The 15,706-nt window shown below is 60.4% G+C and carries 15 protein-coding genes; 9 read left to right on the top strand and 6 right to left on the bottom strand.

What is annotated here, in order from left to right; translation table 11 throughout:
* Window positions 1–38: 38 nt before the first annotated feature.
* The 3 genes from H1B37_RS08730 to H1B37_RS08720 are packed head-to-tail and all read left to right on the top strand — an operon-like array spanning window position 39 to window position 3,335.
* Window positions 39–1,070: a rhomboid family intramembrane serine protease gene (locus tag H1B37_RS08730; protein WP_286177542.1), complete on the top strand. Its 1,032-nt coding sequence runs from the start codon at window positions 39–41 to the stop codon at window positions 1,068–1,070.
* Between the two features lie 7 nt (window positions 1,071–1,077).
* Entirely contained in the window at window positions 1,078–2,532 is a 1,455-nt protein-coding gene (locus H1B37_RS08725; RefSeq protein WP_182866240.1) for an MATE family efflux transporter, read from the top strand.
* Entirely contained in the window at window positions 2,532–3,335 is an 804-nt protein-coding gene (locus tag H1B37_RS08720; protein ID WP_182866239.1) for a 2-phosphosulfolactate phosphatase, read from the top strand. The genes H1B37_RS08725 and H1B37_RS08720 overlap by 1 nt, the downstream gene beginning before the upstream one ends.
* 70 nt (window positions 3,336–3,405) lie before the next feature.
* Here the strand turns inward: H1B37_RS08720 and H1B37_RS08715 are convergent, their stop codons facing one another.
* Both H1B37_RS08715 and H1B37_RS08710 read right to left on the bottom strand, forming a co-directional pair.
* A complete protein-coding gene (locus H1B37_RS08715) occupies window positions 3,406–4,197 on the bottom strand; it encodes an MBL fold metallo-hydrolase (RefSeq protein WP_182866267.1) in 792 nt (263 codons plus the stop codon).
* A gap of 34 nt (window positions 4,198–4,231) precedes the next feature.
* On the bottom strand, window positions 4,232–5,164 hold the full coding sequence (locus tag H1B37_RS08710) for an NAD-dependent epimerase/dehydratase family protein (RefSeq protein ID WP_182866238.1): 933 nt from the start codon (window positions 5,162–5,164) through the stop codon (window positions 4,232–4,234).
* Window positions 5,165–5,376: 212 nt separating this feature from the next.
* Here H1B37_RS08710 and H1B37_RS08705 point away from each other — a divergent pair, with 212 nt between their 5' ends.
* Together H1B37_RS08705 and H1B37_RS08700 are read left to right on the top strand one after the other, a co-directional pair.
* Window positions 5,377–6,474, top strand: coding sequence for a S1C family serine protease (locus H1B37_RS08705; RefSeq protein ID WP_286177541.1), 1,098 nt, complete (start codon window positions 5,377–5,379; stop codon window positions 6,472–6,474).
* A 126-nt stretch (window positions 6,475–6,600) separates the two neighbouring features.
* A complete protein-coding gene (locus H1B37_RS08700; protein WP_286177540.1) occupies window positions 6,601–7,686 on the top strand; it encodes a trypsin-like peptidase domain-containing protein in 1,086 nt (361 codons plus the stop codon).
* 94 nt (window positions 7,687–7,780) lie between these two features.
* On the opposite strand, the gene H1B37_RS08695 is transcribed toward H1B37_RS08700, so the two are convergent.
* Complete coding sequence (locus H1B37_RS08695) at window positions 7,781–9,079, bottom strand: GTPase (RefSeq protein ID WP_182866236.1); 1,299 nt, start codon at window positions 9,077–9,079, stop codon at window positions 7,781–7,783.
* A gap of 94 nt (window positions 9,080–9,173) precedes the next feature.
* Between H1B37_RS08695 and H1B37_RS08690 the strand changes: the two genes are divergently transcribed.
* On the top strand, window positions 9,174–10,196 hold the full coding sequence (locus H1B37_RS08690; RefSeq protein WP_182866235.1) for a putative zinc-binding metallopeptidase: 1,023 nt from the start codon (window positions 9,174–9,176) through the stop codon (window positions 10,194–10,196).
* Window positions 10,193–11,221, top strand: a complete 1,029-nt coding sequence (locus H1B37_RS08685; protein WP_182866234.1) for a D-alanine--D-alanine ligase family protein — start codon at window positions 10,193–10,195, stop codon at window positions 11,219–11,221. Before H1B37_RS08690 ends, H1B37_RS08685 begins: the two co-directional genes overlap by 4 nt.
* Window positions 11,222–11,698: 477 nt before the next feature.
* Here the strand turns inward: H1B37_RS08685 and H1B37_RS08680 are convergent, their stop codons facing one another.
* Both H1B37_RS08680 and H1B37_RS08675 read right to left on the bottom strand, forming a co-directional pair.
* Window positions 11,699–12,040, bottom strand: coding sequence for a nucleotide pyrophosphohydrolase (locus H1B37_RS08680; protein WP_182866233.1), 342 nt, complete (start codon window positions 12,038–12,040; stop codon window positions 11,699–11,701).
* A gap of 14 nt (window positions 12,041–12,054) precedes the next feature.
* Entirely contained in the window at window positions 12,055–13,176 is a 1,122-nt protein-coding gene (locus H1B37_RS08675; RefSeq protein ID WP_286177539.1) for a glycosyltransferase family 9 protein, read from the bottom strand.
* 619 nt (window positions 13,177–13,795) lie between these two features.
* On the opposite strand from H1B37_RS08675, the gene H1B37_RS08670 reads away from it, so the two are divergent.
* Together H1B37_RS08670 and H1B37_RS08665 are read left to right on the top strand one after the other, a co-directional pair.
* The gene (locus H1B37_RS08670) at window positions 13,796–14,173 is read left to right on the top strand and encodes a 4a-hydroxytetrahydrobiopterin dehydratase (protein WP_182866232.1); all 378 of its coding nucleotides are present in this window, start codon (window positions 13,796–13,798) and stop codon (window positions 14,171–14,173) included.
* Window positions 14,174–14,187: 14 nt separating this feature from the next.
* Window positions 14,188–14,529, top strand: a complete 342-nt coding sequence (locus H1B37_RS08665) for a hypothetical protein (protein ID WP_182866231.1) — start codon at window positions 14,188–14,190, stop codon at window positions 14,527–14,529.
* Between the two features lie 96 nt (window positions 14,530–14,625).
* Here H1B37_RS08665 and H1B37_RS08660 read toward each other — a convergent pair whose 3' ends face one another.
* Window positions 14,626–15,540: an alpha/beta hydrolase gene (locus H1B37_RS08660; RefSeq protein ID WP_182866230.1), complete on the bottom strand. Its 915-nt coding sequence runs from the start codon at window positions 15,538–15,540 to the stop codon at window positions 14,626–14,628.
* Window positions 15,541–15,706 lie beyond the last annotated feature (166 nt).

The following is a 15,706-nucleotide window of genomic DNA, read 5'->3' as shown; positions in this document are numbered from 1 at the left end:
AATTGCGGCCGTTTTTTCCACCTATCTGTGACAATTGCATGCGCCGAATCGGCACTTTGACGGATCCTGACCTCGCGCGACGCTTTGCGGACTTTTTGTTCACTCTTTCGATCGAATGCAACGTCGACATCGAAGACGCCCCTGGCCCGGACGGCGTGGCGGCTGCCAAAACCTGCAATTTGTGGATTCGTGACGAATCGCACGTCCCGCGGGCCAAACAGGAACTGGAGGCGTTTTTGCAGGCGCCGACGGACGAAAAGTACCGTGTCGGTGAGGAGGCGGAACGGATTCGCAAGCAACGACAGTCGGACGAAAAACGCAAAAAACGATTGCAGCAAAAGGTCAATCCGAAGTCACCCGCGGCCGGCGGAGCAGGCGGGATGCTGGGCGTGCCGACGCGGCAGCAGACGATTCCGGTGGTGATCGCGATGGTGATCCTGTCGGTGATCGCCAGTTTTTCGACCGGATTCGGCCAACCCAAGCCCTCCCAAGTTCCGGGCGAACTTTCGACCGAGGAAACCATCTTTTATGGTCTGTCCTTTGTCGATTGGCGCGATTACGTGATCAACAACGACCCCTTGGCGTCGATCAAGAAGGGCCAGGTGTGGCGGCTGGTGACGCCGCTGTTTTTGCACGGAGACACGTACCACTTGGCGTTCAACATGCTGGGAATTTTCTTTTTGGGATCGGCGATCGAGCGGCTGCAAGGCTCGTGGTTCATGGCGTTTTTACTGTTGGCCAGCGGAATCTTTGGCGGTCTGGTGCAGATTTGGCTGCCGCCGGAGGAGGCGTTGCCGGACTTTTTGGCCGGATTGGCCGGTTCGCCGTTTTCGATCGGGGCATCGGGGGCCGTCTATGGGCTGTTCGGTTACCTGTGGATTCGGCCGGCCCTTTCGCCCTCGTATCCGGTCCGCATGATGCCGTCCAACGTCGCGATCATGCTGGGCTGGTTGGTGTTTTGCATCTTCTATGTCGAGCGCATCGCCAACGGGGCGCACCTGGGCGGTTTGATCGCCGGGGTGGTGATCGCGGCGGTCGTCTCGCGGATGCCCTCGGATCGGTTTGCGTGACGTTCTGATGTCGGAAATCTCTGGCGGGCGTCACGATTTGGGCCAACCCGCGGATCTGGCTCAGCTTACGGGGGCCGCGGACGAATTACCGGTGCCGACGAATTTGGCCCAGGCGGCCGTCGAAGTGCTCCGCGTCGCGGTGCCACTGATGATCAGCGCCGGCATGATGTCGATCGTGCTGTTTGCCGATCGGACGCTGTTGATGTTCTATGACGGGGCTTCGATGAGCGCGTCGATGGCTGGCGGCAATCTGTTTTGGGTCGTGGTCTGTGTGCCGATCGGGGCCGCCGCGATGACCGGGGCCGTGATCGGTCAGCTGATCGGCAACGGTGAGAGCGAGAAAGTCGGGCGTCTGCTGTGGCAATCGATCTGGTTGTCGCTGATGACCGTCCCGTTTTTTGTCGTCGCCTTCCTGGGCGCCGATTCGCTGTTTCGCCTGACCGGGCAACCGGAGGAATTGATTGCGGCCGAGGCGACGTACATGCGTTGGTTGATGCTGGGCGGGTTGGGGCTGGTGATCGAGTCGGCGCTGAGTGGTTTTTTCAGCGGCACCGAACGCACGTCGGTGATCATGTGGGTATCGGTCGCCAGCGGGCTGCTGAACGTGGTCCTGGACGTCGTGTTGATCTTTGGCTGGTCTGGGATCTTTGGCTGGGCAGGACTGCCGGCCATGGGCATCGCCGGGGCCGCGATCGGCAGCGTGATCGCGTTTTGGTTCAAAGTCGTTTGTTACAGCTGGTTGCTCAGTCGACCGGGGCTGGAGAGCCGCTATCGGATGCGCGGTGGGTTCGGCCTGGACATGCCGATGCTACGCAACTTTTTGTACTACAGTCTGCCCAGCGGGTTGATGTATCTGACCGAGGCCGGCGCGTTCACGATCATCATTTTGAGGATCGGCCAGTTGGGCGATGTGCCGCTGCGTGCGACGACGATGGCGATCAATTTCAACATGGTCGCGTTCATCCCGCTGGTCGGGATCGCGATCGCCGCGTCGGTGCTGGTGGGACGGCACCTGCTTCAAAACGGTCCCGCCTTTGCCGTGCGAACGTCGTTGGCGTCGTTGTTGATCGCGCTGGTCTATTCCGGTGTCTGGGCGATCGCCTACCTGGTCGCGGGGGACTGGATGCTGTCGCTGTATGGTTTGGGAACGCCGGACGAGGATTCTCGTCAAGCGATCTTGCTGGCCGGCGGATTGCTGGGGTTTGTCGCGTCGTACGTCTTGGTCGACGCGGTGCAATTGATTTTCAGCGCGGCACTCAAGGGTGCCGGAGACACTTGGTTTGTGCTCGCCGCCGGCGCGGCGACCAGCACGCTGTCGATCGCCGCTGGGATCGCGTTTGATCCCGGTCGTTCCTCGCTGACATGGTGGTGGTGGGTGATCACGATTTGGATTTGGGCGTTGGCGATCACGATGACCACACGATTCCTGGGAGGCCGCTGGAAATCCATGCGGATGGTTTAATGAGTCGAACAATTTCCGTCGCACTGACGCCGTCCGGACTGTCGCCGGAGTGCGAATTGCATCAGGCGTGTTCGATCATCATCGACGTGTTGCGCGCGACCAGCGTGATGGCGACGGCGGGGGTGTCCGGGGCGAAGCGAATGATCACGTGCGAGAACATCCACGCCGCTTTCGAAATCGCCGCCCCGTCAGACAGCGGACGTGCCGACAGCAACTTGGCCGATCCGGCGACCGAACGTCCGCTTCTGTGTGGCGAACGCCACTGCAAGCCGATCGATGGATTCGATCTCGGCAATTCGCCGGCCGAATACACCCCCGATCGCGTCGCCGGCCGCGACATCGTGCTGACGACGACCAACGGGACGAGGGCGATCCAGGCCGCGATGCGCTCGCGCCGTCTTTTGGCCGCTTCGTTTTTGAACCTCGCTGCCACCGTGGCCGCGGTTGAATCCGAACCGCATCTGCAAATCGTTTGTGCCGGGACCAATGGCCAGATCAGTTATGAAGACGTCCTGTTGGCCGGTGTGATCATCGACCGATTGAATGAATGCGGGGACGGGCCGAGCGAACCGGCCGATCACCTGGATGATTCAGCCCGCATCGCATGGAGCACCTGGCGGCAGTCTCAAACGCCGGCGCGATCGCTTGAGGAAACCTTGGCGCTGTCGCTCGGTGGACGCAACCTGATCGAAGCCGGGTATCAAGCGGATATCGGTCGCTGTGCCCAAATCGACGCGATCGATGGCATCGTTGAGCGCGTCGATCCGGGCGAGGCGGTGTTTCGGTTCGTTCGCGAGGCGTAGGCGGAATGTGGGACAGGCTTCCAGCCTGTCGATGCGGACATGACAACCTGGAAGCCTATCCCACGGCCGCTCAGCCCAGGCCTTCGGGCAGTTTTCCGGCGGCGACTTCATCGTCCCACTCGTCCATCAGGGGCCAAGAGTCGGCGAGGGTTCCGAAGTCGGCCATTTTCAGATAGCCGCTGACGCGATCGATGGTCTTGTTCATGAAGTCCTTGTCGTTGGCAAAGATCGGCCCGTGGCTTGGTGCCAGCCATTTGACGTCGCTGTCGCGGATCCTGCGCAGCGAGGCGAGGAAGGCTTTGATATCGCTGCCGTGGTGGGCGTCGATCGCGCCGATGCATCCGTCGCGATAAATATTGTCCCCGCTCAGCAGCACGTCGCCGATTCGGAAGGCGAGTTGGCTGTTGGTGTGGCCGGGGGTGTGCCAGACTTCGACGTCCAGGTTTCCGATTTTGATCACGTCGCCGTCGGTCACCTGGTGTTCCACCTCGACCTTGGGCATGTCCATTTTCAAGTTTTGCGCTTCGATTTCGGCCAGCGTCCACAGCGTGTCGCCTTCGGCCAGCGGTCGCACGGCATTGGGGTGGGCCGTCACGGTGGTTTTCAACAGCGACTTGAGTTTCGCCAACCCTTGGATGTGATCGACGTCGGCATGGGTGGCGATCAACGTCTTGCATCGCGACAGGGGGAAATCGAGCTTGCGAATGATTTCGACAAAATCGTCGACGGTTTCTTCGTAGCCGATGTCGACGAGCGCCCATTCGTCTTCGTCGTAGATCAAATAAACATTGCAACCGAGGACTTCGCGGGCTTGGAAGTTCAGTTCAAGGATGCCGGGAAAGATAGGGGTTCGCTGAATCATGCGTTCGGTGTGGGGATCAGATGTCGTGGACACGTCATTCTACGGGGGGCCGTAAGACATCCGCCAGCCCGCAGCGGTAGTCTGGGAAGTCCAACGCCGGTAACAGCTCGCGGCGCAGTTTTCGATTCCATACGCGTTTATTGCTGTCACTCCGCATCCGGTCCGGGGCGTCGGCCGGGGGGGCGACAAAGCGGGGCGCCGGTGCGCCACAGCGGCGAGCGATTTCGCGATAGAAATCTCCCCGCACGACCGGCACATCGTCGCTGACCGCGTACAACCGTGATTGCATGGAAACGACCGGGGACGCGGCCGTCGTCGCCATCGTTTCCCAGGCCGCCAACACCGCCCGAGCGGCATCGTGGACATGGATCAAATTCAAAAATCCGGTCTCCGGCGATGCAATCGGGCGACCGGCGATGACGTCGGCGACGCGTGGCACGCGTCCGGGGCCATAGATGCCGGCCAGCCGCAGCACCGCCCAGGGGGCCACCGGACGCAGCGCGTGCAGCAACGCTTCGGCTTGCAGATGCACGCGGCCGCCCAACCGCGTCGGGTGCGTCGGCGAGGTTTCGTCGACCCAGCGGCCGTCGCTCTGGTGGTACACGCCGGTCGTGCTGATGTAACACAGCCTTGCGTCGGCCGGCAGAACCCGCAACAGATTTCGCAGCCCCCCGACTTGCGACTGGTAACGGTCCCGCGGGCTGTTGCGGTCGTAGCTGACCGCGACCAGCACGCGTGGCGCGGCGGACACGTGCTGCAAAGGGAGATTTGGAAAGGTCCCCTGATCGGTCCAATCGAAACGGATCGGATGAAATCCGTTGTCGGCAAGCTCCGTGAAGCGGTTTTGATGACGCGTCGTCGCGTAGACTTTCGCGCTCGAACCCGCCGCCGTCGCCACCGACAGTTTGGCGACGAGTTGGCCCAAGTAGCCTGCGCCGACCACTAAAACATCCGTATTGTCGTTCATTCCGGCTTTTTCCGTGACTTTGTCAAAATTCTGGGGTTGAGGCTACAATGGGACGCGGGTCTTTCAAGTGCGGCCGATGAAACGAGGAGTCTGTTTTGAACCAGGGCCAGCAAATCGAATCCATGGCAAGGGCGGGAGCTCCGTTGGGCGGTCAACGGGGCGGTCGACGTTGGGCCAGTCCTCCGGTTTCTCACACTCGCTGGTTGGTCGTGATGTTCGCGATCGTACCGGCCTTGGCCTTTGCCGATGACGCCACGACGGGCGATCGCGATGTCCCGGCGATTCGCGAAAATTCTTTTGTCCAGGATCCGTCCGCGGTCCAGGGTCCGTCAGGTGGCGATTCGAACGGCCGTGGGGCGACCGATTCGGCCGGAACACGCGTCAGTTTGCCGATCGATCTGGAACCGATTCACCGTCGCGGCGGAGTTCCCCAATCGCTGGAAATCCTGCGGCTGATGGAAAAACAACAGCGGCGCGTCGCCGAGCGGGCCAGCAAGTGTACCGTCAGCGTCAAAATCGGTCCCGCCCAGGGTTGCGGCGTGATCGTCTCGGACACCGGTTTTATCATCACCGCCGCCCACGTCGCCATGCGGCCCAAATTGAAAGCGATCGTGACGCTGTCGGACGGTCGACAGGTCGCCGCGACCACGTTGGGGATGAACCGCGAAGTCGATGCGGGGTTGATTCGCATCGATCCCGGGCAGAACGGCGGCGAACCTTGGCCACATGCCAGCCTAGGGACCAGCGACAACTTGGTTCCCGGGATGTGGTGCATCGCGATGGGGCATCCCGGCGGGTACGATCCCTCGCGCGGGGCGGTGATCCGCGTCGGCAGGATGCTGGAAGTCCGTCCGGACGTGATCCGCACCGATTGTGCCCTGATCGGGGGCGACAGCGGCGGACCGCTGTTCAACTTTGCCGGCGAATTGATCGCCGTGCACAGCCGGATCGGTAATGACGTGGCCGACAACTTGCACGTGCCGATCGACCACTACGATTATTCATGGGACCGGATGGCGCTCGGCGAGGCCTGGGGGTTTCTGCCGAATTTCAAACCCACGCTGGGTGTTTCGGGAAACCGGTCCACCAAGGTCGCCGAGATCATCGCCGTCAAACCGGGCATGGCGGCCGAAGCCGGCGGGATGTTGGCCGGCGACATCGTGATCAAATTCGGCACCAAGCCGATCACCGATTTCCAGTCATTGGTCGACGCCGTGGCCGACACCATGCCCGGCGAACGCGTCTCCGTTTTGGTCCAGCGGGGGAACGCCACGGTCCGCTTGGTCATCGAAATCGGCAGGTCGGGGTGAGGCCCAAACAAACGAACGTCGATCACGACGTTGGACGAGTTTCAAGCGAGTCGCTGGCTCCGGAAAATTGGCTCGGCCGAAAAAATCGCATAAGCTAGTTCTTGTTCTCCTTTATTGATTGTCGCCATGAATCAACAACCGATCGCCAGGTTTTCAAAACGCTGTCCGTCAGCTTTCGTTTTGACTGCGCTGGTGTCGATGGTCCTGTCGGCCGCCGGATTCGCCCCGGCGGTGTTTGCCCAGTCGACGCCGCACTGGATGGGCCACGGGCGTTACCAGAGTTCGATCGCCTCGCGGGACAGCGGTGCGATGATGCGTCTGGTCCGGCCGCTATCGGAAATGGTGGAACAATCGGTCGTGCAAGTTTATTCCGGCGGCGACGTCGTCGCGCTCGGAACGGTGGTCTCCGAGGACGGCTACATCCTGACCAAGCGGAGCGAATTAAGCGGTGGCGAACCGGTTTCGGTTCGCTTGCCCAACGGTCAAAAAGTCGACGCCCGTGTGGCCGCCCGACGAAAATCCAACGATCTGGCGCTGCTGAAACTTCACGGCGGGGACGAAGCGAACTGGAACATCAAACCGGCGACGTTCAGCACCGTCGATCCGCCCACGGGAAGTTTCCTGGTCTCTCCCGGCCGCGACGGATTCACGATCGGGATCGGCGTCCTGGGCGTCCCCGCTCGCTACGTCGCCCACCAAGGTCGACTGGGTGTCAACTTTTACGACGCCCCGTCGGGTCCGGCGATGGTTCGCCGTGTCCACCCCGAAAGCGGTGCCGACAACGCCGGGCTGCAGGACGGTGATCGAATTTTGAAAATCAACGGTCGCCAATTGCTCGGTTCACAATCGGCCATCACCACGCTGGGCAAGATGTATCCCGGCGATGTCGTCCGATTGACGATCAAGCGTGGTGAAAACACGTTGGAGCTAGACGCTCTGATGTGCGACCAGGCGTTGTTGATGGAATCGGAAAATGACGCCAAGGTGAACGGGCCGCGGAACGTCCGATTGAGCGGTTTTGACAGCGTGATCCAGCACGACACCGTGTTGGCGCCCAACCAGTGCGGCGGCCCGCTGTTGGACAGCCAGGGGAACATCATCGGAATCAACATCGCCCGCGCCGGACGCGTCGTCAGTTACGCGCTGCCGTCTTCACTGGTCACCGCGGAAATGATCGGCATGCTGGAAGAAGCCCGTCGCCCCAGCGAGTGATCGCGTGGTCCATGCGCGGCGGATCGCACGACACGTCGCGACCTTCGCCAGAAGCTGGTTCCCTCGATATTCTGCACGCTCGCATCGAGCGTCGCTACGAGAGGGCGAGTCCCTGTTGTTCGCCGCGGGTGAGGCGTGCGAGCATCGCGTCGGGCTGTTGTCCCAATCGGGCGATCTCGGCCACCCAATCCCTTTGGCGTTGATTGATCGGGACCGGCGACCCGGGCAGTGGCGTGTCGGCGGCCAGCAACCTGATCATCGTTTCCAGCAGCTCGCGAACGCCTTGGCCGGTTGTTGCGACCGTCGCCAGAGCATCCTTTGACGAATCGATCGGCTCGGCCGGCGACAAATCGGATTTATTGATCACCTGCAAGCTCCGCACGGCGGGAGCGACGCGTCGAATCGCATCCATCGCGGTGGGATCCCATTTCAATCCCGGCGCGCTGACTTGGACGACCAGATCGGCGGTCGCGATCGCGTGCATCGCTCGGTCGATCCCCTGCTGTTCGATCGTGTCATCGCTGGCGTGCAACCCCGCGGTGTCTCGCAATCGCAGCGGCCAGCCGTCGAACACGGTGTCGGCATCCAGCACGTCGCGGGTGGTTCCGGCGAAGTCCATCGTGATGCTGCGATCGTAGCCCACCATCGCGTTGATCAGACTGCTCTTTCCGACGTTGGGGGGGCCGGCCAGCACGACGTCAAAGGGTTGGGTCAGGCGGATTCCGATGCGTCCCGCGGTCGCGATTGCTTCGGCTTGCCGGGCAATGTCCGCGGCATCACTGTCCGCGGCATCACTGTCCGCGGCATCACGACTGCGATCGGCAAGTGCCCCAATGGATTGTCGTCGCCATTGCCGCAGCGCCCCGCGGACTTGATCCAAGGCGATGGCCGCGGTTTTGACCGTCGTGCATCGTGACAGCACGTCACAGGCCTCGTCGGCCAAACGCCGGTCGACGTCGTCTTCGACCGAGTGCAGTGCCGCGGTGGGGATGGCGGACAAACGTCGCGGTGCAACTTGGCGGACGTCGATTTCGGACAGGTCGTCGATGATTCGTCGGATCGCGGCCGGTCCGCCGTGGCAATGCAGTTCGAAAGATTGTTCGGCCGTCGGCACGACCACGATCGATTCGCCGGCGGATCGGGCTTGATCGGACGATGCCCGCCGCGACCAGACTCCGAATCGGACTTGACCGACATCCATCGCACGTGTTGTGTTGGTGCGAAAGAAGGTCGCGACCGATTCGGCGGCGCGCTCGCCCCAAATCTCGATCACTGCGATCGCCGATCGTCCGGCCCCGGTCAACAACGCGCAACATGTCGTTTGTTTTGACTGCGGTTGGCCGTTAGACTCGTCGCTTGGTATCGGTAACGTATTGTTTTGGGGTAAGGACATCTTGTAACGTCGGATGCACGGATGCGGGCAGTCAATCGCGGCTCGCCAAGATCATCGATCGGACTTCCATTTCACGACATCAACCGCAACAACCATGGCACGGAGAACCCAAGATCTGTCGTCGCTGTCGGACGAAGAATTGTTGGACATGCGGATCTGTGATCTACAGCTTTCCATTGTCGGGACGCCATTGGAAGCCCGGATCGATCAATTGAACGGCGAATTGGCCGAGCGGGGACTGAACTTTCGCCCGCACTTCTGGCTCAGTGATGACTGGTTTTCTCCCGACGGAATCCCGGGCATCGCGATCCCGTTCTATCTGGCACACCCCCGGCTGATCCGATTGGAACGCAAACAGTTGTTGGAGGTCGAAGGGGGAAACAAGACGTGGTGCATGAAAATCTTGCGGCACGAAGCCGGTCACGCGATCGACACGGCGTTCCAGATCCGTCGCAAGGCCCGCTATCGCGAGTTGTTCGGCAAGCCGTCGGACCCCTACCCGGAGTTTTACAGCCCCAAGCCGCAGTCCCGCGAATACGTGCTGCATTTGGACATGTGGTATGCCCAGGCCCATCCATTGGAGGATTTTGCGGAGACCTTTGCCGTCTGGTTGCCGCCCAAATCACGCTGGAAGACGCGGTATCGGAACTGGCCGGCGCTGAAAAAATTGAGTTTCGTCGATGAATTGATGAGCGGCTTGGAAGGCAGACCGGCGATGGTGCAATCCAAGCAGCGGGTCGATCCGCTGTCGCAAATTCGCCGCACGCTGCGGACCCATTACCAGCGGAAACGCGAACACTATGGGATGAATTATCCGAACGTCTTCGATAAAGATCTTTGCAAGCTCTTTTCCTGCGACCGGAGCCATCGGCGTAACCCCACCGCCGCAGCCCTGCTGTCGCGTTGGCGTGGGGAGATTCGGAGGGTCGTTGCGGATTGGACCGGCGCATACACGTATATGGTCGATCAAGTGCTACAGGAAATGATCGAGCGGTGTCGAGAGTTAGAGTTAAGGCTGGGCACCGCTCCGGACATTTGCAAACGTGACGCAATGATCCTGGTGGCCCTACGAACAAGCAATTATCTCAATTCGGGTCATCGACGGGTAATGATGTGAGCAAGCTGCGTGTATTGGTGCTGGTCCGCACCGGGCATGTTCCCCCCCTGACCCTGGAAGGTATCTCGGAAAAAGAACTCGACGCGTGGAAAGCGGAATTCGACGTCTGTGACACGCTGCGGCTGATGGGACACGAAGTGCTTCCGCTGGGCGTTTACGACGACCTGGCCCCGATCCGCACCGCGTTGAGCGATTTCAAGCCGCACATCACGTTCATGCTGTTGGAAGAATTCCACGGCGTGGTGACGTACGACTTTGCCGTCATCAGCTATCTGGAACTGATGCAACAACCCTACACCGGTTGCAACCCGCGGGGGTTGTTGTTGAGCAAGGACAAGGCGCTCAGCAAGAAAATCCTGACCTACCACCGCATCCAGACGCCACGCTTCACCGTGTTCCCCTACGGACGCACGATCCACCGGCCGAAGAAGTTGGAGTTTCCGCTGTTCGTCAAATCCGTCTCCGAAGACGCCTCGTTCGGGATCTCCCAAGCCTCGATCGTCCAGAACGACGAACAGTTGTCCGAACGCGTCGCCTTTGTCCACGAGCACACCCGCGACGACGCCATGGTCGAACAATACATCGAAGGCCGCGAGATCTACGTCGGCGTGATCGGCAACCAACGCCTGCAAACCTTTCCGCCCTGGGAAATGGACTTCGGCAAAATGCCCTCCGACACCGCCCGAATCGCGACCAGCCAGGTCAAATGGAATCGCAAGTACCAGGAGAAACACGGCATCACGACGCACGAAGCGACCGACTTGGATGGCGAAATGGGCGAGAAGATCCAAAAGATCTGCAAACGTGTCTACCGCGCTCTCAACATGAGCGGCTACGCCCGAATGGACCTGCGGCTCAGCCATTCCGGTGAAATCCATGTGCTGGAGGCCAACGCGAATCCCAACCTGGAATACGGCGAGGATTTTGCCGAGTCGGCCGAACGGGCCGGGATCGAATACTCCATGCTACTGCAGCGGATTCTGAATCTGGGCCTCCGCTACAAAGCTGCCTGGATGCTGGGGTAGGCACCGGGATGTAGGACGGTCATTCCGGGCGGTTCTGTTCAGCCGACGGGACGTCGACCCGATGACTGCATCGATAAGGCAACCCCTTGAGATGCTCTCCCTCAGTGGTCGTGCGGTTTTTGGAATTAACCCTCCTGGCAGGAGGGTCGAGCGCAGCGAGGGGAGGTCGATTCGTGGTGTTTGGGTGGATCCGAGCCACAGCGGCGCCTCGCCGATCCGAGCGCTCACTCCTCCGCGACCCTCCCAGAGGGAAGGTGAAGTCGTTAGCTCTTGCAATTTCGAAGGTCGAAAACCGCACGACCTCCCCCTGGGAGAGACGGCGTTTGCGCAGCAAGCAAACACCGGAGAAAGCCGGCGGATTGCGAAAGTCTTGGCGACTTCCGCTACGATCAAATCCGCCCCTTAGACCATCGACGGTTCGTGGGGATGGACTCGTCGCCTCGTCCACTACCCGATAGCCGAGCTGCGGCGGGATCCTCAGGGCGCCGGGTATTTCTCCGCGTTGCGGATCATCTTCTTGGCCAGCGTCGAACTAAGATCGATCTGCATCGAGTTGGCGATCGCCAAGACATAGGCCAGACAATCGGCCAGCTCTTCGCCGACGTCATGCTTCTTCGCCGCATCGTGTTGCACCTGGGCGGCTTCGTCCAACGTCAGCCACTGAAAATGCTCCATCAATTCCCCGGTTTCGATCCCCAGCGACATCGCCAGGTTTTTGGGGTTGTGGAACGAATGCCAGTTGCGCTCGGCGACAAACTGTTCCACCAGATCGCGCAACTCTTGCACGCTGGTCGATGTGTCTCGGCTGCTGGGATCCATCACGGTTCGCTCCGTCACGCGGCGACCAGCATTTGACGTTGATGTTCGATCTCGTCGACCGCTTGGCAGACGTGTTCGACTCCGATCGCACACATCGCGGCATTGGAGGCGTTGCGACGTTGGCGTGCCGACCCCGTTTCATAAGCGACTTGGATCGCGGTCTGGCCGTACGGGCCGCTGTCGCCCGGCTTGGTCGCGCCGTACAAACCGATCGTCTTGGTGCCGACTGCCACGGCCATGTGCAACGGACCGGTGTCGTTGCTGATGAACAAGTCGGCCGTTTGAATCATCGCCGCCAAGTGCTGGAGATCCGTTTCGGGGGCCAAGATTGCTGCCCCGTTGCTGGTCGCAACGATGTCCAATGCCATCGCGCGATCTAATGCCGTGCCCCACACCGCGATGCTGGTGTATCCGTAGCGATCATACAGGTAGCGGGCGGTCGCACCAAACCGCTCCGGCAGCCAACGTTTGCTGTGCCACGTCGCTCCTGGATTCAGAATCGCGATCCGGCTGGACGGGATCGTGTTGCGATAACGCCGCGCCCACACCTGCGCCGGGCCTTCGATCGGCAAATCCCAGCGAACCGATGGCGAATGAATCCCCAGCGGAATCAACAATTCCAACGACCGGTCGGTCAGATGATGAAACACGGGATTGACCTTGATGTTGGAAAACCAACGACTCAACTCTCTGGCGTTTTTCCCCGCGTATCCGATCCGATGTTCCGCGCCGGACAGGTAGCACGCCAGACTGGACTTGGTCATCCCCTGGCAATCGATCGAAACATCGCAGTTGAGCTCGCGGAGTTGCCGACGGGCGTCGCGGATACGGCTGGGCGAAGTGAACCAGCCTCGCGGCAGCACGATCAAATCGTCGACGGCCGGATGACGACGAACCACCGGCGCCGACTTCTCTTCGACGATCCACGAAATGTTCGATCCGGGAAACCGATCTCGCAGCGCACAAGCCACTGGCAAGGTCAGGATCGTGTCGCCGATCGCACTCATCCGGCTGATCAGAAACCGTGGCGACGACGTGGAAAGTTCGATCGGGGTTGGCGGCGGCGGTTGCACCACTCGCTGCGTTTGGGATCGCTTCTGAAAACCTGATTTCGGTGTTTTTTCGCCACTAGACATCGTCACGATCCTTCGTGTTGATAGAGAGAAGAGTAGGCGGCTGCGATCCCCCCGACCCGGTTCCTCCCCGATTCGGATTCCCGACCCGGATTCCATGGTCACCGCAGACGGGATCCGCAGAAAGCCGTTGACGGGCAACCTAGTCTTTTCACAAATCCGCCGCCAGATCGACTTTTTGACTCAAGTCGCTGGTCAAACGTAGCTGCCTTCGCCAGCAGGTGGATCCCTGGGATTGCCCAAGCTCGCACCGAGCACAGCGACGTCAAAGATGATCCTGCCCTTCTTCCCACGATGCTCACCGACCTGACAGGACGCCGTGGCCGGGTGAGGAGGTAGCAAAATTTTGGAGGTAGGAAAATTTGTGAAACCGAGTGGAGGAGGCATTTCATCATCTTCTTATCCCCGAAATCTTCTTACCCAACTCCTGCGACGACTCGGGAGCGAATCGGCTGATGGCAGTTGAGTTGATCTTCGGTAGCTCGCTTCCCAGGCTGGTGTAGAATCATAGATTGCCGAAGATCGTGTTCTTGGTCCACGTCCCTCGTTTCACGCCAGCGACCCGAGGATCAGCATCGGAACTGCTAGCAAATCGAAGTCCTTCCCCTCACGGCATTGAACCATGTCCGATTCAGCCCCCACGCCATCGACTCCGACGTCCCAATCACTCGCCGCATCCAAGTGTGTTCCCTGTGAAGGCGGTGTGCCCAAGTTGACGCCCGATCAAGCGGCGAGTTTTGCCCGCGCGACGCCCGAGTGGACGGTCGAATCGGACGCCAATCAGATCCGCCGCAAGCTGAATTGCAAGACGTTTGTGAAGGCTGTCAAACGCGTCAATCAGATCGCCGAAATCGCCGAAGAGCAACAACACCATCCCGATCTTCACCTGACCGGGTATCGTCATCTAGAGATTGTCTTGACGACACACGCGATCGGAGGCCTGAGCGAGAACGATTTTATTCTTGCCGCACAAATCGATCGAATGCTGGACGAGCAATGAATACCGGACGACCAATGGACACTGTGCCACGACATCGCTTGTTGTCTCTGCTGGCCGAGTGCACCGGCGATGACATCTGGAGCGTCGAACATTGCCGTGCCCGGCGCATCCCGGAAACCTGGATTGAGCAACTGTCCGATGCCTACGAGTCGGGGTTCAAGTCGGATCAGCAGACGATCTACACCGACGATGGCGTGACGAACCAGTATCACGGGGTCCGCGATGTCGACTTGGCGATCCGATTGGCCGAATCGATGGGCATTCGCGTCGATGCCAACGCCCTGGCACGACTCGGCCGCGCGCGGCTGGTCCAGGCGATCAAGGATGCGGTCATGAACGGCGATGATGAGCTGTAAAACGCTGTCGACATTTGCGTTCGAAGTAGCGGAACTCGCCAAGAGTTTCGCCTCCGCCTCCGCCTCCGCGAAACCGAAAAGCCTTGGCGGCTTCCGCTACGCTCGCAATCGCTCGCCGATCTCAACCCCGACCTGGTGCCCGACTTGCATCCCGGTGTCAAAGATTCCGGCGAAGTGCAAAAACGCGTGCAGCATGCCTTGCTGTTGCCGGTGGGTCACATCGACGCCGGCACTGCGCAGCTGCTCCGCATACTGGTCGCCTTCATCTCGCAACACATCATACTGGGCCGTGATGATCAATGCCGGCGGCAGATTCGAGTGTGATTCGGCGCGACTGGGCACCGCTTCTCTGGCGGCGGGCTTGTCGCCGAGAAACTGACGCCAGAACCATTTCATGCTGTCACGCGTCAAGCCGAACCCGTCGGCGTACTGGCGATACGATGCGGTTTCGAAATTGGGCTCGATCACCGGATACATCAACACTTGCAGGGCGATCGGAAATGCCGCTTCGTCCCGTGCTTTGATCGCGACCGAGGCCACCAAGTGGCCGCCGGCACTGTCACCGGCGACGGCCAAGCGAGTTGCGTCGACGCCCAATCGCGCCGCATGTTCCACGACGTATTCAGTCGCCCGGTAACAGTCCTGTACCGGAATCGGAAACGGGTGTTCGGGGGACAATCGGTAATCGACCGCGACGACCGCACACCCGGATGCTTTTGCCAACCGGCGGCACAACGCGTCGTGCGTCCGCAGATTGCCGAGCACCCAACCGCCGCCGTGAAAAAACATCGTCACCGGGACGGTCTCCGAGCGATCACAATACAAACGAATCCGCAAGCCGCACGGCATCGTGTGGTCTTCGACTCGCGTCAAATCCGGACCCTCGCCGCACATCTCTTCGAACGTCTCAAAGACCTCGCGAGCCTTCGCCACGCCCAGCTCTTCCCATGTCGGGGAATCCGTTTCCGCCAAAGTGTCGACGAAGGCTTGGGCTTGCGGATGAAGCGTCATGTTGATTTCCAGAAAGGCAGAACGTGAGACGGGAGCTTAGGACGGTCGGAAGAATAAGTGGCGGGGATTGATTGTGGGATAGGCTTCCAGCCTGTCTTTTTCGCCATGACAGGCTGGAAGCCTATCCCACTTATTCTTCCGACGGTCCTTATTGGTCGACACCTCG

It is taken from the genome of Stieleria mannarensis (genome assembly GCF_014154935.1).
GTDB classification, from domain to species: Bacteria; Planctomycetota; Planctomycetia; order Pirellulales; family Pirellulaceae; genus Stieleria; species Stieleria mannarensis.
Note: the sequence above shows the minus strand (reverse complement) of the source record. Positions and strands in the feature narration are given on the sequence as shown.